Raw genomic sequence first — 20,259 nt, forward strand, 5'->3', positions numbered from 1 at the left:
CGCTACACGCGCTGCAGTGATGGCCCTGCGATTACCCCTACAATACCAATTGACGGGCCGCCTCGCATCGCGGCGCGGTGAACTTGGTCAGGTCGGGAACGGAGCAGCCACAGCCGTTTACCGTGAGTGCCGGGGGAACGGCTCGTCACCCCAACACCCTTGCCTGCCCGCTGCGTCTGATGCGCGCTTGTTCATCGGCAACCCAAAGGCTTTTTGTCGCAGCGCTGATTCCGTAACCACCACACGCGTTCAGCGCCACAGCGGCAACTTGTGTCAAAATCCCCATCAAATCTTTCTATCGAGGTGACCATGGCTAGCGAACTGATCAAACACACCAATGACGCTGATTTCGAGCAAGACGTGCTGAAGTCCGGCGTTCCCGTTCTCGTGGACTTCTGGGCCGAGTGGTGCGGGCCTTGCCGCATGATTGCGCCCACGCTCGACGAGATGGCCAGCGAATACCAGGGCAAGCTCGCCATCATGAAGGTCAATGTGGACGAGAACCGCAGCATCCCCGCCAAGTTCGGCATTCGTGGCATTCCCACCCTGCTGCTGTTCAAGAACGGCGAACTGGCTGGCAACAAAGTGGGCGCCGCCTCCAAGTCCCAATTGACGGCTTTCGTCGACGCCCATCTATAATTTTTTATCGCGCGGTGCAGTTCGCAATCCTCAAGCATCGCACCGCGCAACACTCAGGTTGAACCGCCGCGCCAGGCAATTCAATCGCCGTGACACCCCGCCGTGCACCCTTGGCACGGCCCACATTCCCTCACGATTCTTTTAGCTGCTTGCGCGTGCTGCTCTGATGCACGCACCGTCTGACGACGGATATTGCGCAGCCTCCCCTTCCCGAGTTTTTCATCATGCATCTGTCCGAACTCAAAGCGACGCACGTCTCCAAGCTGCTTGAAATGGCGCAGTCGTTCGAGATTGAAAACGCCAGCCGCCTGCGCAAGCAGGAACTGATGTTTGCCATCCTCAAAAAGCACGCCCGCACTGGCGAGCAGGTGTTCGGCGACGGCTGCCTTGAAGTTCTGCCGGACGGCTTCGGCTTTCTGCGGGCGCCCGAGTCGAGCTATATGGCGTCACCCGACGACATCTACATCTCGCCCAGCCAGATCCGCCGCTTCAATCTGCACACTGGCGACTCCATCGAGGGTGAGGTGCGTGTGCCCAAGGATGGCGAGCGTTACTTCGCCTTAGTGAAGGTCGACCGCGTCAACGGCGTGACCCCGGAGGAGAACAAGAACAAGATCATGTTCGAGAACCTCACGCCGCTGTTCCCCACGGAGCACATGCGTCTGGAGCGCGACATCAAGGGGGAAGAGAACATCATCGGCCGTGTGATCGACATCGTGGCCCCGATCGGCAAGGGGCAGCGCGGTCTGCTGGTCGCCCCGCCCAAAAGCGGCAAGACCGTGATGCTGCAGGCGCTTGCGCATGCCATCACCAACAATCATCCTGAAGTGGTGCTCATCGTGCTGTTGATCGACGAGCGCCCGGAAGAAGTGACTGAAATGCAGCGCTCGGTGCGGGGAGAAGTGGTCAGTTCCACTTTCGACGAGCCCGCCGTGCGGCACGTGCAGGTCGCCGAAATGGTGATCGAAAAGGCCAAGCGTCTGGTGGAACTGAAAAAAGATGTGGTCATTCTGCTCGACTCCATCACTCGCTTGGCGCGGGCTTACAACACCGTCATTCCAACCTCCGGCAAGATTTTGACCGGCGGGGTCGATGCCAACGCCCTGCAACGCCCCAAGCGCTTTTTTGGCGCGGCACGCAATATCGAAGAGGGTGGATCGCTGACCATCATCGGCACCGCGCTGGTCGATACCGGCAGCCGCATGGACGAAGTGATCTACGAAGAATTCAAGGGCACCGGCAATATGGAAATCCATCTGGATCGCCGTCTGTCGGAGAAGCGCGTTTATCCCGCCATGCTCATCAACCGCTCGGGCACACGCCGCGAGGAACTGCTGCTCAAGCCCGAAATCCTGCAAAAAGCCTGGATTCTGCGCAAGCTGCTCTATCCCATGGACGAGATTCAGGCGATGGAATTTCTGCTCGACAAGATGAAGCAGACCAAGAACAACGCCGAATTCTTCGATCTGATGCGCCGAGGCGGTTGATCGCCCGAAAAATCTGCGACAATGTTGCGTTTTGCCAAGTACCGACAGTTTGCAACAGCCGTATGCAGCGCTCGTTTGCAACAAGCCCAGGCGTCGGCGGCTAGCGTTTGATCGTCAAGATCGTTACCCAAGGAACCCCCATGAAATCAGGAATCCACCCCCAGTACCGCGAAGTCTGCTTCCTCGACCTGTCCACTGGTTCGCAGATTCTTATCTCGTCCACCGCGCAGACCCGCGAAACCATCAAGCTCGACGACGGCCGTGAGGTTCCCCTGTACAAGGTGGAAACCAGCGCCGAATCCCATCCGTTCTATACCGGCCAACAAAAGAGCATCGATACGCTGGGCGGCCGCGTCGAGAAGTTCCGCCAGAAGTTCGCCAAGGCCGCGGGCAAGGCCTGAGGCGCATCGCGCGCCTTTCGCGCCACGGGGTTGTACACAGCAACCCCTGAGTTTCACCGCACAACGGGCAGCCTGGCTGCCCGTTGTTGTTTCCCACGCATCCGCCCTTCTCATCCGCCACCGCACTCGCCATGAGTTCGCCGTTTTCTCACGGACAGACCCGCAGACCGCCGGTGCGCCCCTCGCTGCAGCCCGGTGCGGTGGGCAAACTGTCGCGGCCGCTGCTTCTGCTTCTGTGTGCGGCCTACCTTCTTCCGGGATTCATCGGTCGCGATCCCTGGCGCACGGATGGCCTGAGTTTTGCGGTGATGTGGCAGATGGCGCAGGGTCTCACGTCCTGGTTTCATCCCACGCTTTACGGGCAGGCGGTCAGTGGCGGCTGGCTGGCCCACTGGCTGGGGGCGGGATCGATACAACTCCTGGGTTCCTGGCTGGGACCGGTGCTCGCGTCGCGGCTGCCGTTCATGCTGGCATTAGCGGCGAGCATGAGCCTGACGTGGTACGCCGCCTTTCACTTCGCCCGCCACGACGACGCCCAACCGGTGCGGCCCGCGTTTGGTCCGCCCATCACTCCCAACGACTATGCCCGCGCCATTGCCGATGGGGTGCTGCTGACCTTGCTGGCCACGCTGGGCCTGTTGGGGCGCGGTCACGAAGCCTCGACCCAGGTCGTGCAACTCGCCGCGGTGAGCGGCGTTTTGCTGGGGATATCACTGCTGCCGCGAAAACCCTGGAAATCGGCCAGTCTGATCGCCACGGGCTTGCTGTGTCTGGCGCTGACGGCGGCGGGATGGTTTGCCCTGCTGCTGAGTTTTACGCTCGGTCTCGTGCTGTGGGGCAGTCTGCGCCGCGCCAACTGGGCACTCATGCTGGCGTTGGCGGTCGGTGTGTTGTCAGCGCTGTGGGCCGAATCGCAGATGGGGTGGATGCTGCGAGGCAAATGGCCTGATCTGGATACTCTGGCCAACTTCTTTCGCATCGGGCTGTGGTTCACCTGGCCGGCCTGGCCGCTGGCCGCATGGGGTTTGTGGCGCTGGCGTGAGTCCCTGATGGCCTGGCATCTGCGGCCCGCCTGGGCTCTTGCAGCCCTGGCCTTGCTGAGCGCACTGGCGCTGGGCAACAACGACAAGGTTTTTCTGTTGGCCCTGCCGCCCCTAGCCATTCTGTCGGGATTCGCGCTGCCGGTGTTGCGCCGCGCGGGCCTGGCAGCGATCGACTGGTTTGCCGTGCTGTTCTACAGCCTGCTGGCCTTGGTGGTCTGGGTCATGTGGCTGGCCATGTTTATCGGCTGGCCGGCCAAGCCGGCCGCCAATATTGCACGGCTGGCGCCGGGCTTTCAATTCAGTCTCGACCCCGTCGCCCTGGCGATCTCGCTGTTCGCCACTCTGGCCTGGGGTGCGGTGGTTGTTTGGCGTACCGGCCGCCACCGTCACCCCTTGTGGAAGGGCATGGTGTTGTCGGCCAGCGGCGTGACCCTCGCCTGGGTGCTGGTGGGCAGCTTGTGGATGCCGGTTCTGAACTATGCGAGCACCTACCGCAACGTGGGGCGCGAGGTCGCGCATGCGGTGCAGAGCGCCAGCGCGCTATCGATGCAGGTCGGCTCGCCCTGCCTGCAGCCTGTGGCCATCGATCTGACCACGCAGGCGCTGATCGGCTACTGGAGCCGACTCGATTTCTCCGCCTCGCGCACGGCGCAATGCACCTATGCGCTAGGCGCCCGCGCGCCGCTGCCTGCGTCGCAGTGGCGTCCGATCTGGCGCGGCGGCCGTCCGGGGGATCGCGGCGGCACGCTCTATCTGTACCAACGTCTCGCGCCTTCACGCCCCTGAGCCGTTTCCCATGCGTCCTCTGCGCAACCTGTTGCGACTGGCGGTGAGTGTGCTCATTGGCCAGCTTGCCGTCATCGGCTTCGGTGTGGCCGATACGGTGATGCTGGGGCACTTCGCCTCCACGGCCAGTCTGGCCACTCTGTCCATCGGGCAGGCAATTTACATCACCTTATTCGTCTCGCTCTCCGGAGTCACCCAATCCCTCTTGCCCACGCTCGGGCGCGGATTCGGAGCGGGTCAGCCCGACGCGGTGGGGGCCAGTTTCCGCCAGGGACTCTGGCTGGCCGGAGGTCTTTGCGCTCTGGGCATCGCGGTGCTGCTCTGGCCGCAGCCACTGCTGGCGTTGACCGGGCAGGCGCGCGATGCGACGGTTGATCGCTATCTGGCGATTCTCGCCCTCGGCCTACCGGCGGCTCTCGCCTTTCGGGTGCACGCCGCGCTCAGCCAAGCCATTTCGCGCCCCTTGCTCACCGCCGCGCTGCAGATCGGGGGCCTGGGCGTCAAGCTGTTGCTCAATGCCGTGTTTCTACTGCCCGGGCAATTTGGCCTGCATGGCATGACGCCGCTGGGCGCGCAGGGCTGCGCCGCCGCCACCGTGCTGACTCAATATGGGCTGCTTGCCGTGGCGCTGCTGCAGCACCGCTACAGCGCCGCGCTGCGCCCCTATGCCGCCCTCTCGCGCTGGGAGTGGCCAAACTGGAAGGCGCAAGCCCATCTGCTGCGTCTGGGCGGGCCGATCGGCTTGAGCCTGCTGGTCGAAGTGTCGGCCTTCACCTTCATGGCGCTGTTCATCGCACGGCTGGGAGACACCGTGCTGGCGGCCCACCAGATCACCGCCAACTTCGCCACCGTGCTCTATATGTTGCCGCTGTCCATTTCCATCGCTACGGGCTCGGTAGTGGCCCAGCATCTGGGCGCCGGCCATACCCGGGCCGCGCGGCACACGGCCTGGAGCGGCGTGGGGGCTGCTGCGTTGCTCTCCGTCATCATCGGTCTGGTCGTCTGGCTGGAACGCGGGCGCATCATCGGCTGGTACACCTCCGACCCGCAGGTGCAGGCCGTGGCTTATCACCTTTTCCTGTTCATCGCGCTCTATCAGGTGTTCGACGCGGTGCAGTCCACCAGCGCCTTCATCCTGCGCTCATATCACATCGCTCTGCTGCCCAGTATGTTGTACGCGCTGTCGCTATGGGGCGTCGGCCTGGGGGGCGGCTATCTGCTGGGATTCAACACGCTAGGTATCACCCCGCCCGCGCTGCAAGGCGCCGCCGGATTCTGGATGGGCAACACCACGGGATTGGCGATCGCGGCAAGCTGCTTTGCCGTGCTGTTGTGGCGCGCTGCTCGCAGGGCTCCAGGGTAGTTTTTCGGCACACAAAAAAACGCCGCGGACTTCGCAGTCGCGCGGCGCCTTGGTCAGACTGAAAGGGCCGGAGCCGGCATCAATCTTTGTTGTGCAGGCCCTTGGTCCAGGCTTCCATGGCTTCGTTGGCAGGAGCCATCGGCGCTTCGAGGAAGGTGACTACAAACTTGTCGCCCATATCGGCAATGCCGATGGAACGGGGACGCACCGCCAGCACCATGGGGTTGGGCAGCGCGATGCCGAAGCAGAAAATCACTTCGGCTGCGGCTTTGATCTCCGGCGCAATGGTGCCGCCGATGTTGGTGGTGTGTTCGAAATGGTCGAACACGGCGATGAATTTCACCTTGGGGTTGGCCGCGATCTTTTCCTTGAAATACGCCACCACTTCATCGACCGTGGTGTAACGCGTTTCGGATTTGGAAACTTCGGCAACGTAAACGGGATATTTTTCCTGCAGCAGGGTTTGTTTCATGGGAACTCCGGGATGGCGCGCAGACAGGTCAGCGCTGAGGTGAATGAACAACCGAGTAATTTACTCGGATAGAAACGTTCGCATATCAGCATGGATCAAATTTCGCGGCGGGCGCGCATGAGAAAACGTAGGGCCGTCCCAAGTTTTCTCCGCCTCGCGGCTTGCAAGCCGCTCTGATTCGGCTCCGTCCAAGCTGCCTCAGGGCAGCTTGGAGCCGCGGGCCTCATCCCCCTCGGGGGGCCTGGCGCGAAAGCGGCAGGTCTGGGGGCTCTCAAACCGATTGCAAAGACTCCAGCTGTTCGCCCAGTTCGAGCCAGCGCTCTTCCAGCGCGCCAATGCACTCGACCAGGGCGTGATGCCGCCGCCCCTGCTCCACCCGTTCGGCGGCTGGCGTATCCGGGTGCGCCAGCGCGGCCTCGATAGCGGTGCGCTCGGCTTCGAGCTGACGCAGCTCTTGTTCGACCCGAGTGAACTCGGCCTTGACCGGCTTGAGCTGTTGCGCGCGCTGCTGCCGCTGCTCGGCCTGCTGGCGGCGCGCTTCTTTGCGGTCGGCGGCGGGCAAGGGTTCGTCTGCGGCGGTGCCGGGCGGCTTCGGCTTGTCTTGCGCCGCGCTTTGCCGCTGCGCGGTGCGCGAGAGCGCCCATTGCTGATAGTCGTCGAGACTGCCGTCGAAATCTCGAACCTGACCGTCGGCCACCAGCCAGAAAGCGTCGCAGGTGGCGCGCAGCAAGGCCCGGTCGTGCGACACCAGCAGCACGGTGCCCGCGAAGTCCTGCAAGGCCATGGCGAGCGCTTCGCGGGTGGGGAGATCGAGGTGGTTGGTCGGCTCGTCGAGCAGCAGCAGATTGGGTTTGCGCCAGATCACCAGGGCCAGCGCCAGCCGCGCTTTTTCGCCGCCGGAAAAGCTGCCGCAGGCGCGGGTCATCATGTCGCCGTCGAACTGATAGCGTCCGAGCCAGTTGCGCCATTCCTGCTCCGTGGTGTTGGGGGCGATGTCGCGCGCCAGATGCTGCATGTGCTGCAGCGGCGACTCATCCAGCCGCAGCACATCCACTTCCTGCTGCGCGAAGTAGCCGATCACCAACCCTTTGCCTTCTCGGCGGTGCCCGGCCCGCAGTGGCAACACCCCGGCCAGCGTTTTCACCAGCGTGGACTTGCCCTGCCCGTTCGCCCCCAGAATGCCGATGCGCAGCCCACCGGTGATGTCGCGCGCCACCGAGCGCAACACCGGCGGATCGCCGTAGCCGCAATCGGCCTCGCTCAAGGTGAGCAACTGCTGCGGCAGGCTCAGCGGCTCCAGCAGTTCAATGCGCAGCGCCCCGCTCAGATAGACCGGCGCCAGCCGCTCCATGCGCTCGAGCGCTTTCATGCGGCTCTGCGCCTGCCGCGCCTTGGTCGCTTTGGCGCGGAAGCGTTCGACAAAGCGCGTCAGCCGCGCGATGTCTTGCTGCTGGCGGGCAAACGCCGCTTGCTGCTGCATGAGTTTTTCGGCGCGCTGCTCTTCGAACAGGGTGTAATTGCCGCCGTAGCGGGTGAGCTTGCCGCCGTCGAGATGCACGGTGACGCGGCACACCGCGTCGAGAAATTCGCGGTCGTGCGAAATGACCAGCAGCAGACCGGGATAGCGCGCCAGCCATTGCTCCAGCCAGACCAGGGCGTCCAGGTCGAGGTGATTGGTCGGCTCGTCGAGCAGCAGGCAGTCGCTGGGCGCGAACAGCGCCTGCGCCAAGGCCAGCCGCATACGCCAACCGCCGGAGAACTGCATCACCGGCTTGCGCAACTCGGCCATGCTGAACCCCAGGCCGAGCAGCAAGGCTTCGGCGCGGGCGCGGGCAGTGTAGCCGTCGGCCAGTTCAAACGCATGCTGCGCTTCGGCCAGGGCATGACCCGAGGCTTCGTCATGTTCGGGCGCGGCCATGGCGGCCTGCAGCGCCTGCTGCGCGGCTTGCAGGGCCACATCGCCTTGCAGCACGAAATCGGTCGCGGTGCCGTCGGAGTCGGGAACGTCTTGCGCCACCGTGGCCAGGCGCCAGTTCGCCGGCTTTTCCAGCTTGCCCGCATCTTCATGCAGGCCGCCGAGCAGCAAGGCGAACAAAGACGTTTTCCCCGCGCCGTTCACCCCCACCAGGCCGACCTTGTCGCCGGGGTGCAGGGTCAGGCTGGCGTGATCGAGCACCACCTGAATGCCGCGGCGCAAGACGATGTCGGTGAGCCGGATCATGCTCCCGCTCCGGGCGCGAAGGCGAGTCGCAAATCGTCCGCCGTCAGCACGCAGACGCCTTCGGCATGCAGTTCGGTCTCCAGCCAGATCGCGGGCAAATGCGGGAATGCAGCTTCGAAGGCGGCACGCTCGTTGCCGACTTCGAGCACCACGATGCCCCGCGCTGAAAGGTGCGCGGGCGCGTCGCGCAGAAAACGCCGGACCAGATCCATGCCGTCCGCACCGCCCGCCAGTGCCATCTCCGGCTCATGGCGATATTCCTCGGGCAGGGCCCGCATGCTGGCGGCCGGCACATACGGCGGGTTGCACAGCACCAAGTCGTAGGGCTGCGACTCGCGGTTGATCTCGGCTACAGCCAGCGCGTCGGCAGAAAGATCGACGGCGTCCACCTGCGCATCGTTCCAGACGAGCGCGGCCAGAATGGCCAGGCAACCAGAGCCGGTGCACATATCGAGCACGCGGTGAGGCGGTTCAGTCAGCCAGGGATCGAGCGCGCCTTCATCGAGCAATTCGGCAATGAAAGATCGCGGCACGATGACGCGCGGATCGACCACGAAACGCAAGCCCACCAGCCACGCCTCGCCCAGCAGATAGGCCAGGGGCTGTCGGGTGGCGATGCGTTGCGCCGTCACCGTCTCGATCTGAAGCGCCTGCTGCGCGGTCAGGGATTGATGGGCGTAAGTAGCAAAATCACCGGCCTCGCTCGCAGGCAAGCCCGCGGCGTGCAGCACCAGCCAGGCGGCCTCGTCTTCTGCGCTGGCGCAGCCATGTCCGTAGTCGAGATCAGCGGCTTGCAGCGCCTGAGCCGCAAGCGCCCAGGCGGCGCCCAAGGTACGAGCGGCTGAAATCGCCCCGGTTCGTTGCTCCGGCGGCGTCATGCCACCAAGGCCTCGAGGGTGCGGCGATAGATATTTTTGAGCGGGTCGATGGCGTCTACTTCGACCCATTCGTCGATCTTGTGAATGCTGGCATTCACCGGCCCGAACTCGACGACTTGCGGGCAGATCTTGGCGATGAAGCGGCCGTCGGAGGTGCCCCCGGTGGTGGACAGCTCGGCCGCGATGCCGGTCTCGGCATGAATGGCCGATTGCAGCGCGGCGGAGAGCGCGCCGGGCGCCGTCAGGAAGGGTTCGCCGCCCAGCGTCCAGTCGAGCGTGTAGTTCAGCGCGTGGCGGTCGAGGGTGGCGTGGACGCGCTGCTTGAGCTGATCGGGCGTGGACTCGGTGGAAAAACGAAAGTTGAAATCCACCACCAGTTCGCCCGGAATGACATTGGTCGCCCCGGTACCCGCATGAATATTGGACATCTGCCAGGAAGTCGGCGGGAAGTAGGCGTTGCCTGCATCCCAGGTGAGAGCCGCCAGCTCGGCCAGGGCGGGCGCGGCGAGATGAATGGGGTTTTTCGCCAGATGCGGATAGGCGATATGCCCCTGCACGCCACGCACCGTGAGCCGACCGGAGAGCGAACCGCGCCGCCCGTTCTTGATCACGTCGCCCAGCTTCGCGGTGGAGGTGGGCTCGCCCACGATACACCAGTCCAGACGCTGGCCGCGCGCCGCCAGCAGCTCGCACACCTTGACCGTGCCATCGCGCGCCGGGCCTTCCTCGTCGCTGGTGAGCAAAAAGGCGATCGCATGGCTCGGTTGGGGATGCGCCGCCAGAAACTCCTCCACCGCCACCACCATGGCGGCCAGCGAGGTTTTCATGTCTGCGGCTCCGCGGCCATACAGCTTGCCATCGCGCACCGTCGGGGTGAACGGCGGACTTTGCCACTGATCCAGCGGCCCGGTGGGCACGACGTCGGTATGACCGGCAAACACGAGCACGGCGGCATCCGCCTTGGAACCCGGGCGCAGCGCCCAAAGATTGGTCACGCGAAAGTCGGGCGGGCCGCTTTCCACCGTTTCGCAGACAAAGCCCAGCGCTTGCAAACGGTCGCGCAGCACCTGCTGACAACCTTCGTCTTGCGGAGTGATGGAATGGCGGGAAATCAGGTCATGGACCAGGGATTGAGTGGGAGACATGCGGCAAATGGGGAGCGCCCGGCCTCGCCTTCAGCGCGGCGAGTCCAGGTCGAGGGTGATTTCAGTGAATGAGGGCGTATCGTCCTCGATTGCCTCGGCGGGCGCCGCCTGCTTGCGCAGCGTCGAGTCGTTTTCCAGACGCCAGAGCAGATTGGTCGGCGAATCGGCGTAGGTCAGCGCTTCTTCGCGGCTGACCACGCCGTCGATCACCATGGCGGCCAGCGCCTGCTCGAAGGTCTGCGAGCCTTCGGCCATGGACTTTTCCAACGCTTCCTTGACACCGGAAAAGTCGCCCTTCTCGATCAACTCGCGAACGAGCTGGGTGTTGAGCATGATTTCCACAGCGGGCGTCAGCCCTCCGGCGGTCGCCCGCAGGAGCCGTTGCGACACAATGCCCCGCAGGCCCGAGGCCATGTCGTTGAACAACGCGGCGCGCTGATCCATGGGATAGAAGCCCACAATGCGATTGAGCGCCTGATAGCTGTTGTTGGCGTGCAGTGTGGCCAGGCAGAGATGGCCCGAGAGCGAGTACTGCAGGGCGGCACTCATCGTGGCCTGATCGCGGATTTCGCCAATCATGATGCAGTCGGGCGCCTGCCGCAGCGCGTTTTTCAGGCCCACCGCCAAAGACTCGGTGTCGATGCCCACTTCGCGCTGATTGACAATCGACTTGCGATTGGAGAACAGATATTCGATGGGCTCTTCAAGGGTGAGAATGTGCCCGGTTTTGTTGGCATTGCGATAGTCGATCATCGCGGCCAGCGTGGTGCTCTTGCCCGCGCCGGTCGAGCCCACCATGAGCAGCAGGCCGTGCTTTTCCATCACCAGATCGGCCAGCACGCCGGGCAGATTCAGCGACTCCAGCGCCGGAATTTCTCCGGGGATGTAGCGCACCACCATCGCCACGCTGCCGCGCTGGCGGAACGCGCTGATGCGAAAGCTCCCCAGCCCCGGCCGCGGCAACCCCAAGTTGAGTTCGCCGGTGCGGGTGACCTCCGCGGCCCGCTCGTGACCCACGGCTTCAGCCAGTAGCCGGAAAGGTTCCTCCGGTGTGAGAACCTGCCGGTTCACTGCCACCGCATGACCATTGATGCGGATGAGGATGGGGGCATGCGGACTGATGTAGATGTCGGAGGCTTTCTTCTCCGCCATCAGCTTGAACAAGCGCTCCATTGCCGACATACACCCCCCTAGTTGTTTGAAACTGCAGATTCGCGCAGGCTGCGCTCAGGTCCGCAGCAGTTCGTTGATGCTGGTCTTGGAGCGCGTCTGCGCATCCACCCGTTTGACGATCACGGCGCAGTACAAGCTGTATTTGCCATCGCTGCTAGGCAGGTTGCCGCTGACCACCACTGAACCCTCGGGAATGCGGCCATAGCTCACTTCGCCAGTGGCGCGGTCGTAAATCTTGGTCGATTTACCGATGTAAACGCCCATCGAAATGACACAGTTGTCTTCGACGATCACACCCTCCACCACCTCCGAGCGCGCGCCGATGAAGCAGTTGTCGCCGATGATGGTCGGGTTGGCCTGAATGGGTTCGAGCACGCCGCCGATGCCCACGCCGCCGGACAGATGCACGTTCTTACCGATCTGCGCACACGAGCCCACGGTGGCCCAGGTATCGACCATCGTACCCTCGTCCACATAAGCGCCGATGTTCACATACGACGGCATGAGCACCACATTGGGCGCGATGTAAGAGCCATGCCGGGCCACGGCCGGCGGCACCACGCGCACCCCGGTGGCGCGCATCTGCGCTTCGTCGAGGTTGTGAAACTTGGTCTGCACCTTGTCGAAAAAGTGCAGATCGCCAGCCTGCATGGCCACGTTGTCGTGCAGACGGAAGCTCAGCAGCACAGCCTTTTTCAGCCACTGGTGCGTCACCCACTCGCCGCCCACGCGCTCGGCCACCCGCAGTTTGCCCACGTTGAGTTGGTCGATCACATGGCTGACCGCCTCGCGCAGTTCCGCCGGGGCATTGGCCGGGCTGTATTCGGTGCGGTTTTCCCAGGCCTGGTCGATAAGGGTCTGCAGTTGTTGCGTCATGGTGAAGGTCTTTGTGAGTGGATCGGTTCAGAACAATAAGCGGCAATACGGCGGGCGGCTTCGACGCATTCTTCCAGCGGGGCCACCAGCGCCATACGAATACGACCGCGCCCCGGATTGACGCCGCCCTGCTCCCGCGCCAGATAGCTGCCCGGCAAAACGGTGACATTGTATTTTTCGAGCAGCCCGCGGGAAAACTGCGCGTCATCGCCCGGCGTAGCCGCCCAGAGGTAGAACCCGGCATCGGGCAATTGCACGTCGAGTACCGGCCGCAAAATCGGCAGCACGGCGGCGAATTTTTCGCGATACAGCGCGCGGTTGTGCTCGACATGCGTTTCATCGTTCCAGGCCGCGGCACTTGCGGCCTGCACAGCCGGCCCCATCGCGCTGCCGTGGTAGGTGCGATAGCGGGTGAAGGCTGCAATCAGCCTGGCATCGCCCGCGACAAAGCCGGAGCGAAGCCCGGGCACGTTCGAGCGCTTGGAAAGCGAGGTGAAGAACAGCAGATTGCGAAAGTCCGTCCGCCCGAGTTGCCATGCGGCTTCCAGTCCGCCTATCGGAGGCTGCGCACCGAACCAGATTTCTGAATAGCACTCGTCGCTGGCAATGACAAAACCGTGCCGGTCGGACAACTCGAACAGCAACTTCCACTCCTCCAGGGGCATGACCGCGCCTGTGGGATTGCCCGGCGAGCAAACGTAGAGCAGCTGGGTGCGCTGCCACACCGCCTCGGGCACTGCCGCCCAATCGACCGCGAAATTGCGCTGCGCATCCACCGCGGCGAAATACGGCTGCGCGCCAGCAAGCAACGCAGCACCTTCATAAATTTGATAGAACGGATTGGGACAAACCACCGTGGCCCCGGCCCGGCTCGCGTCCACCACAGTCTGCGCGATGGCGAACAGCGCCTCCCGCGATCCGTTGATCGGCAGCACCTGCGTCTGCCCGTTCAGCGGCACACCGTAGCGCCGACTCGCCCATAGCGCGCACGCCTCCCGCAGTTCCACCGTGCCGGCCGTACTCGGATAGACCGCCAGGCCATCGAGATGGGCGGCCAGGGCGTCGCGAATAAAGGTCGGGGTGGGATGCTTGGGTTCGCCTATGCCCAGGCTGATAGCAGACCACTGCGCGGGCGCCGTCACCCCCTGGTGGAGCGCGCGCAGTTTTTCAAACGGATAAGGCTGAAGCAGGTCGAGGCGAGGGTTCACGGCAAGCGCTGGGGCGGGATGGCGAAAGGCGCTGCCATTCTACGGAGCGCTGCGCAGGCGCAAACCGGGCGGTGTCACAGAAATTTTCAGTCTGGCGAGCGGATCCGCTGTCATCACGGCACCTGGAACGGCGTTACAGAGGCTAAGACCCCGTTTTCGACCGAAACCCACCCGCCAGAACTGGCCCACTATGCTATGGATCATGCTTACGCCCTCTCCCCAGCGCTCGTGATCGACACCTCGCAACACGATTCGGTCGCGCTCAACCGCTTTTGCGCCGAGGTGCGCGTGCGCGCCACGCGCATGGCGCTGATCGAATTGCGCGACGCCGCCCTGGCTGCCGATGTGGTGCAGGACAGCCTGCTCAAACTGGTGAGCAACTACAAGCTGCGACCGGCGGAGGAATGGGCGCCGCTGTTCTACAGCATTCTGCGCAACCGCATCACCGACATGCACCGTCGGCGCAAGGTGGAGAAGATTTTCGATTTTTTCTTCTCCAGCGACGAAGAAGAGGATCAACCGCCCAGCTGGGAGCAGATTGCCGACACCGCCCTCGGTCCGGAGCAGGAAGTCGCCAACGGCCAGCTTGCCGGACGTATTGCCGATGCCATTTCCGCCCTGAGCCCGCGGCAGCGCGAGGCGTTTCTGCTGCGCGAAATGGAAGGTTTGTCCATCGTGGACACGGCGGCGGCGATGAAAGTCAGTGAAGGCAGCGTCAAAACGCACCACATGCGCGCGCTCACCCGCTTGAGGGAATTGCTTGAATCCGACCATCCCGCTAAAGTTTGAACTGCCTGAATCAGGTGACATCATGACGACCCGCAACCATCTCACTTCCGCTCAGATCGACCACTATCGCAGTGGTCTGGCGTCGGCTGAACAGGCGGCGCATATCGAAGCTCATCTGAAAAATTGTCCGCAGTGCCAGCAAGAGTTGCAGTTCGGCCAACAGCTGAGCCAACTTCTGGCGCCCCTGCCCCAGCTTGCCGCACGCTTGCCGCGCCGATCTTCTCCCACCGTGCGCTGGCCCCGGGTGTTTGCCGCAGGCATGGCCACCGCTTCGCTGGCTTTGGCGGTGTTCATCAGCGTGCCGCACCTCGCAGGCAGCAACGGGGCTTATCCGGGTGGATTTGACTCCCAGTCACTCAGCCCGCAGGTGGCTGACGCGGTTCAGAACATCGAGTTCTATCAGTGGCTTTCCAATCACCCGCAAATGCTGCAACAGGGGCTGCAAAATGGCAATCCGGCTTGAGCGCCATTCGACCCAATCGCGCGCCCAATTTCGCGCCCAACTGCGTAAGGCAAGACTCACCGCGGCGGCCATCGCCATCTCTGCGTTTGGAGTGATGGTGATGGCACCGACGGCCTCTGCAAATCAGCGCGATGGCCAAGGCGCATACCAGCAGTGGGAGCGCATGCCGCCACAGCAGCGCGAGCGCATTCTGCAGGAGCAAGAGCGCTTCAAGCGCCTTCCGCCCAGCGAGCAGGAGCGGCTGCGGCGCGAGTACCAGCAGCGGCGCCAATAAAGCGAGCTTGAATAACCCGCCGTCCTTGAACCACCCTGAGCTATTCGCTGCGGTGAGTCAGACTCAGTGTTGGGCGTGCGGGAAAAACAGAAAGACTTCCTGCCCGTCGCGCAGCACATGCGTGCGAACCCCGTGGGGCAAGGTCAGTTTGGTGCGCACATGACCAAACGGCAACCCAGTCAGAACGGGCACGCCATGCGGTTTGAGCTGCGCACGCAGCCAGTCCACCGCGGCGTTCAAGTCGTAGCCGGCATCGTGGGCACTGAGTTTGTAGGCTGTGAACTGCCCGAGCAACACCGCCTTCTGGCGCTGGGCCACACCGGCATGCAGCAGCTGGCTGAACATGCGCTCGACGCTATAGGGATGTTCGTTCACATCCTCCAGAAACAACACCCCTTTGGCGCGAGGGAGGTACGGCGTGCCGATCAGGCTGGTCACCATGGCCAGATTGCCGCCCCAAAGCACGCCCTCGACGTCAAGACCGCGCGGCGCATCGTCGCAGGCAAAACCCACCGCTTCCAGGATACCGTCGGCCGCATCCAAAAAGCTGTCTACCGTGATGTCATCGGGCTTCTTGTCGCCAAAGTCGTAAGAGGCCATCGGCCCGCTGAACGTGACCGCGCCCGTTTTTGCGAGCAAGGCCAGTTGCAGGGCGGTGAAGTCGCTGTGCCCGACCCACATCTGCTTGCGCCCTTTGATGGCTTCCGCCAGCAGCTCATAGTCGATGGCCTGCAGCAGACGGCTCAGACCATAACCCCCGCGGGTCATCATCACCACATCGGCCTTGCTGCGCGCCGCATCGTGGAGCGCGCGCAGACGCTGCGCATCGGTCCCGGCAAAGCGCTGTACCCGCGCCAGGACTTGCGCACCGGCCTGTACGCGAAAGCCCAACGCTTGCAGATGGGCCTTGGCCACCTCCAGTCGCGGCGGCTCCTGCACGGCGCCCGCGGGTGAGACAAGGCGCAGCAAACCGCGTCGGGGCTTCAGGTCGGGGACGGATTCGATATCTGGCATGAACAAGGCCGCAAAGGGTTGAGGATGAGAAAAGACGAGAAATCAGGAAAGAGGCGGCTCGATATCCAGCTCGGTCACCTCGATGCCCGAGAGGCAGGCGTCGTGCACAACGTCATTCACTCCCCCCTCCGGCCGCTTTTGCTCCTTTCGACGAGCCCGAAAAAAATCCTGGAGCAGTGTGCTGCAAGACTCTTGCTCGATCTCGGGCGTGATGTCGCAATGGTGGTTCAGACGGGGCTCGGCAAACAGATCCACCACACTGCCGGCCGCTCCCGTCTTGAGGTCTCGCGCGCCAAACACCACGCGGGCAAAGCGTGCATGCAATAAAGCCATGGCGCACATCGCACAGGGCTCCAGCGTGACATACAGCGTGCACTCTGGCAAACGGTAGTTGCCCAGCAGATGGGCCGCTTGCCGAAGCGCCACGATTTCTGCGTGAGCCGTGGGGTCGTGGTCGCCGATCGGCCGGTTGTAGCCTGTGGCAATGACCTTGCCGTCCTTCACGATCACGGCGCCCACCGGCACTTCGCCCAGCAGCCAGGCATTCTGCGCCTGGTCGAGCGCCAGACGCATGAACGCGCGGTCAGCCTCAAGATCGGGGGCAAACGTCGGCGTCATAGGCTTTACTCGGGCACGCTGGCTGGCCGCGCTTTCAGCGCCTTGTCGAGCGATTGCTTGAATTGCTTGAGCGCGGCCGACGCCGGCTGCCCTTCGTCACCACGCGCACCCGCAGCAGACGGGGACGTCGCCACCCCGACCTGTCCGGTGAGTTGGGTGCGCACCAGCCAGACGATGATCAGCAGCGTCAGCAGCAAACCGATGAGTCCGAACAGCAGGCGCATCTGGCTTCACTCCCACTCGATGGTCGCTGGCGGCTTGGAACTCACGTCGTAGGTCACGCGGTTGATGCCGCGCACCTCGTTGATGATGCGGCTGGACACTTTTTTGAGCAGCGCATAGGGCAGCTCGGCCCAGTCGGCGGTCATGAAATCGCTGGTCTGCACCGCGCGCAGCGCGACCACATAGTCGTAGGTGCGGCCATCACCCATCACGCCCACGCTCTTGACCGGCAGGAACACGGTGAAAGCCTGGCTGGTCAGCTCGTACCAGCTCTTGCCGGAATCCGGGTCGAGGGTCGAACGCAACTCTTCGATGAAAATGGCGTCGGCCCGGCGCAGCAGGTCGGCGTACTCCTTTTTCACTTCGCCCAGAATGCGCACGCCCAGCCCCGGGCCCGGGAAGGGGTGGCGGTAGACCATGTCGGGCGGCAGGCCCAGCGCCACGCCCAACTCGCGCACTTCATCTTTGAACAGTTCGCGCAGGGGCTCCAGCAGTTTCAGGCCGAGTTGCTCGGGCAGGCCGCCCACGTTGTGATGGCTCTTGATGGTGACGGCCTTTTTGCTTTTGGCGCCGCCCGACTCGATCACGTCGGGGTAGATGGTGCCCTGCGCCAGCCACTTCGCGCCCTTGGCGCCGTCGCCTTTGAGCTTGGCCGCCTCAGCCTTGAACACATCGACGAACAGCCCGCCGATGATCTTTCGTTTTTTCTCGGGATCGGTCACGCCCGCCAACTGGCCCAGGAACAGCTCGCTGGCGTCCACACGAATCACCTTGGCGTGCAGCTTGCCCGCGAACATGTCCATCACTAGGTCGCCCTCGTTCAGGCGCAGCAAGCCGTGATCGACGAACACGCAGGTGAGCTGGTCGCCGATGGCGCGGTGAATCAGCGCCGCCGCCACCGAAGAATCGACTCCGCCCGACAGACCGAGGATGACCTCCTCATCACCGACCTGATCGCGAATGCTCTGCACCGCCTCAACGATGTAATCGCCCATGACCCAGTCGCCACGGCAGCCGCAGATCTCTCGCACAAAACGTGTGAGCATGGCCCTGCCCTGCACGGTGTGGGTGACTTCGGGGTGAAACTGCACGGCGTAGTAACCGCGCGCCTCGTCGGCCATGCCCGCGATGGCGCAACTCGGCGTGGACGCCATGAGCTTGAACCCCGGGGGCATATCGGTCACCTTGTCGCCGTGGCTCATCCACACTTTGAGCATGCCGTGGCCTTCGGCCGTGCTGAAATCTTCAATGCCGTCGAACAGCCGGGTGTGGCCGCGGGCGCGCACTTCGGCATAACCAAACTCGCGGTGGTCGCTCCATTCCACCTTGCCGCCCAGTTGCGCCGCCATGGTCTGCATGCCATAGCAAATCCCCAGCACGGGCACGCCCAAATCCCACACGGCTTGAGGCGCGCGCAGTTCGTGGTCTTCGTAAGTGCTGCCGTGGCTACCCGAGAGAATGATGCCCTTGGGCGCGAACTCGCGCACGAAAGCATCGCTCACATCGCAAGGGTGAATTTCGCAGTACACCTGCGCCTCGCGCACGCGGCGGGCGATGAGTTGCGTGACCTGGGAGCCGAAGTCGAGGATGAGAATTTTGTCGTGCATGAAAGCAAGCGTCGGCGCGAAGCCGACGATGGGGATGGGAGTTCAGTCGACGTGATAGTTGGGCGCTTCCTGCGTGATCTGCACGTCGTGGACATGGCTTTCACGCATGCCCGCCGCGGTGATCTGCACAAACTCGGCCTGCCCGCGCATCGCCTCGATCGTGTCGCAGCCGCAATAGCCCATGGACGAACGCACGCCACCGACCAGTTGGTAGATGATGGCGATCAGCGGCCCTTTGTGCGGCACGCGCCCTTCGATGCCCTCGGGCACGAATTTTTCGTTGCCCGAAGCCGAAGTCGTCTCGGCGCCATCCTGAAAATAACGATCCGCCGAGCCCGCCTTCATCGCCCCGATGGAGCCCATGCCCCGGTAGGCCTTGTACGCGCGACCCTGATAAAGAATGGCCTCGCCCGGCGCCTCTTCGGTGCCTGCGAACATGCTGCCCATCATGACGGTGTACGCGCCCGCGGCGATCGCCTTGGCGATATCACCCGAGTAGCGGATGCCGCCATCTGCAATCAAGGGCACACCGCTGCCCTCGAGCGCCTTGGCGACATCGGAAATGGCGGTGATCTGCGGCACGCCCACTCCGGCGATGATGCGTGTGGTGCAGATCGAGCCCGGCCCGATGCCGACCTTCACCCCATCCGCCCCAGCCTCGACCAAGGCGAGCGCCGCAGCGCCCGTGGCGATATTGCCGCCTATGACCTCGATCTGCGGGAAATTGCGTTTCACCCAGCGCACCCGGTCGAGAACGCCTTGGCTGTGTCCGTGCGCGGTATCGACCACGATCACATCGACCCCAGCGTTGGCCAGCGCCTCCACGCGCTCTTCGGTGCCCTCGCCCACACCCACCGCAGCGCCCACGCGTAGCTTGCCTTGCGGGTCACGGGCAGCATTCGGGCGTTCGGTCGCCTTTTGAATGTCCTTGACGGTCATCAGCCCGCGCAATTCGAATTCGGCGTTGACCACCAATACCCGCTCCAGCCGGTGCTGGTGCATCAGCGCCTTGGCCTGCTCCAGCGGCGCGCCTTCAGGAACGGTCACCAAGCGCTCGCGCGGCGTCATGACATCGCGCACCGGGGTATCGAGACGGGTCTCGAACCGCAGGTCGCGGTTGGTCACGATGCCCACCACCTTGCCGTTTTCGATCACCGGAAACCCGGAAATGCCATGCTGGCGCGACAGCTGCATCACGTCGCGCACTTTGACGATGGGCGAGATGGTGATCGGATCGCGCAGCACGCCCGACTCAAAACGCTTCACCCGCGCCACTTCGGTGGCTTGCGCCTTGGCGGTGAAATTTTTGTGAATGATGCCGATGCCGCCCTCCTGCGCCATGGCAATCGCCAAGCGCGACTCCGTCACCGTGTCCATCGCGGCGGACACCAGAGGAATGTTGAGGGAAATATTGCGAGTCAGGCGAGTCGCAAGGCTGGTGTCTCTGGGTAACACCTGGGAATATGCGGGGACCAACAACACATCGTCGAAAGTCAGCGCTTTTCCTACAAGACGCATACATGCCTCCGTGCAAAAGGAAATTATAGGGGTGCGCGTTACCGCGACGCTCGGGGCCGCAG

The 20,259-nt window shown here is 63.5% G+C and carries 20 protein-coding genes and 1 other RNA gene; 9 read left to right on the forward strand and 12 right to left on the reverse strand.

All coding sequences use genetic code 11. From position 1 onward, the window contains the following. The first annotated feature begins 51 nt into the window (after positions 1-51). The 6 genes from ffs to B7X30_RS00590 all read left to right on the forward strand — a co-directional run bounded on the left by ffs (position 52) and on the right by B7X30_RS00590 (position 5,719). Positions 52-150: signal recognition particle sRNA small type (ffs, locus tag B7X30_RS00565), an RNA gene on the forward strand. 159 nt (positions 151-309) lie between these two features. After that, positions 310-639: a thioredoxin TrxA gene (gene trxA / locus B7X30_RS00570; RefSeq protein WP_013106122.1), complete on the forward strand. Its 330-nt coding sequence runs from the start codon at positions 310-312 to the stop codon at positions 637-639. A 224-nt stretch (positions 640-863) separates the two neighbouring features. After that, positions 864-2,126 carry a transcription termination factor Rho gene (gene rho / locus B7X30_RS00575; RefSeq protein WP_013106123.1) on the forward strand — a complete coding sequence of 421 codons (1,263 nt, stop codon included), beginning with the start codon at positions 864-866 and terminating at the stop codon, positions 2,124-2,126. A 140-nt stretch (positions 2,127-2,266) separates the two neighbouring features. After that, the gene (locus B7X30_RS00580; protein WP_013106124.1) at positions 2,267-2,527 is read left to right on the forward strand and encodes a type B 50S ribosomal protein L31; all 261 of its coding nucleotides are present in this window, start codon (positions 2,267-2,269) and stop codon (positions 2,525-2,527) included. Positions 2,528-2,658: 131 nt separating this feature from the next. Further along, positions 2,659-4,356, forward strand: a complete 1,698-nt coding sequence (locus B7X30_RS00585) for a hypothetical protein (RefSeq protein WP_286728546.1) — start codon at positions 2,659-2,661, stop codon at positions 4,354-4,356. 10 nt (positions 4,357-4,366) lie between these two features. Beyond that, entirely contained in the window at positions 4,367-5,719 is a 1,353-nt protein-coding gene (locus B7X30_RS00590; RefSeq protein WP_286728547.1) for an MATE family efflux transporter, read from the forward strand. A gap of 79 nt (positions 5,720-5,798) precedes the next feature. Here the strand turns inward: B7X30_RS00590 and B7X30_RS00595 are convergent, their stop codons facing one another. The 7 genes from B7X30_RS00595 to dapC form a co-directional block, all read right to left on the reverse strand. Continuing rightward, positions 5,799-6,191, reverse strand: a complete 393-nt coding sequence (locus B7X30_RS00595; protein WP_013106127.1) for a DUF6858 family protein — start codon at positions 6,189-6,191, stop codon at positions 5,799-5,801. A gap of 271 nt (positions 6,192-6,462) precedes the next feature. Continuing rightward, positions 6,463-8,412, reverse strand: a complete 1,950-nt coding sequence (locus tag B7X30_RS00600) for an ABC-F family ATP-binding cassette domain-containing protein (protein ID WP_286728548.1) — start codon at positions 8,410-8,412, stop codon at positions 6,463-6,465. Further along, positions 8,409-9,290 (reverse strand): methyltransferase, encoded by an 882-nt coding sequence (locus tag B7X30_RS00605; RefSeq protein ID WP_286728549.1) that lies wholly within the window; start codon positions 9,288-9,290, stop codon positions 8,409-8,411. The genes B7X30_RS00600 and B7X30_RS00605 overlap by 4 nt, the downstream gene beginning before the upstream one ends. Next, positions 9,287-10,435, reverse strand: a complete 1,149-nt coding sequence (gene dapE / locus B7X30_RS00610; RefSeq protein ID WP_156055060.1) for a succinyl-diaminopimelate desuccinylase — start codon at positions 10,433-10,435, stop codon at positions 9,287-9,289. Before dapE ends, B7X30_RS00605 begins: the two co-directional genes overlap by 4 nt. Positions 10,436-10,465: 30 nt before the next feature. Further along, the gene (locus tag B7X30_RS00615) at positions 10,466-11,617 is read right to left on the reverse strand and encodes a PilT/PilU family type 4a pilus ATPase (protein WP_286728550.1); all 1,152 of its coding nucleotides are present in this window, start codon (positions 11,615-11,617) and stop codon (positions 10,466-10,468) included. A 45-nt stretch (positions 11,618-11,662) separates the two neighbouring features. After that, a complete protein-coding gene (gene dapD, locus B7X30_RS00620; protein ID WP_013106133.1) occupies positions 11,663-12,484 on the reverse strand; it encodes a 2,3,4,5-tetrahydropyridine-2,6-dicarboxylate N-succinyltransferase in 822 nt (273 codons plus the stop codon). Beyond that, a complete protein-coding gene (gene dapC, locus B7X30_RS00625; RefSeq protein ID WP_286728551.1) occupies positions 12,481-13,692 on the reverse strand; it encodes a succinyldiaminopimelate transaminase in 1,212 nt (403 codons plus the stop codon). Before dapC ends, dapD begins: the two co-directional genes overlap by 4 nt. A gap of 195 nt (positions 13,693-13,887) precedes the next feature. Between dapC and B7X30_RS00630 the strand changes: the two genes are divergently transcribed. Genes B7X30_RS00630 through B7X30_RS00640 form a run of 3 tightly spaced genes read left to right on the forward strand, consistent with a single transcriptional unit; the run spans position 13,888 to position 15,218 of the window. Next, a complete protein-coding gene (locus tag B7X30_RS00630; protein ID WP_013106135.1) occupies positions 13,888-14,481 on the forward strand; it encodes an RNA polymerase sigma factor in 594 nt (197 codons plus the stop codon). Positions 14,482-14,503: 22 nt separating this feature from the next. Continuing rightward, positions 14,504-14,944 carry an anti-sigma factor family protein gene (locus B7X30_RS00635; RefSeq protein ID WP_286728552.1) on the forward strand — a complete coding sequence of 147 codons (441 nt, stop codon included), beginning with the start codon at positions 14,504-14,506 and terminating at the stop codon, positions 14,942-14,944. Beyond that, entirely contained in the window at positions 14,928-15,218 is a 291-nt protein-coding gene (locus B7X30_RS00640) for a DUF3106 domain-containing protein (RefSeq protein ID WP_013123366.1), read from the forward strand. Before B7X30_RS00635 ends, B7X30_RS00640 begins: the two co-directional genes overlap by 17 nt. A gap of 63 nt (positions 15,219-15,281) precedes the next feature. On the opposite strand, the gene B7X30_RS00645 is transcribed toward B7X30_RS00640, so the two are convergent. From B7X30_RS00645 to guaB, 5 genes are read right to left on the reverse strand one after another with little or no spacing between them, the layout of a single operon-like run. Then, the gene (locus B7X30_RS00645) at positions 15,282-16,232 is read right to left on the reverse strand and encodes an LD-carboxypeptidase (RefSeq protein ID WP_013123367.1); all 951 of its coding nucleotides are present in this window, start codon (positions 16,230-16,232) and stop codon (positions 15,282-15,284) included. A gap of 42 nt (positions 16,233-16,274) precedes the next feature. Further along, positions 16,275-16,850 (reverse strand): tRNA adenosine(34) deaminase TadA, encoded by a 576-nt coding sequence (gene tadA, locus B7X30_RS00650; protein WP_286728553.1) that lies wholly within the window; start codon positions 16,848-16,850, stop codon positions 16,275-16,277. A 5-nt stretch (positions 16,851-16,855) separates the two neighbouring features. After that, positions 16,856-17,074 carry a hypothetical protein gene (locus B7X30_RS00655; protein ID WP_013123369.1) on the reverse strand — a complete coding sequence of 73 codons (219 nt, stop codon included), beginning with the start codon at positions 17,072-17,074 and terminating at the stop codon, positions 16,856-16,858. A gap of 6 nt (positions 17,075-17,080) precedes the next feature. Then, a complete protein-coding gene (gene guaA / locus B7X30_RS00660) occupies positions 17,081-18,679 on the reverse strand; it encodes a glutamine-hydrolyzing GMP synthase (RefSeq protein WP_286728554.1) in 1,599 nt (532 codons plus the stop codon). Positions 18,680-18,721: 42 nt separating this feature from the next. Next, entirely contained in the window at positions 18,722-20,197 is a 1,476-nt protein-coding gene (guaB, locus tag B7X30_RS00665; RefSeq protein ID WP_286728555.1) for an IMP dehydrogenase, read from the reverse strand. Positions 20,198-20,259: the final 62 nt, after the last annotated feature.

It is taken from the genome of Thiomonas sp. 13-64-67, from assembly GCF_002282795.1.
GTDB classification, from domain to species: Bacteria; Pseudomonadota; Gammaproteobacteria; order Burkholderiales; family Burkholderiaceae_C; genus Thiomonas; species Thiomonas arsenitoxydans.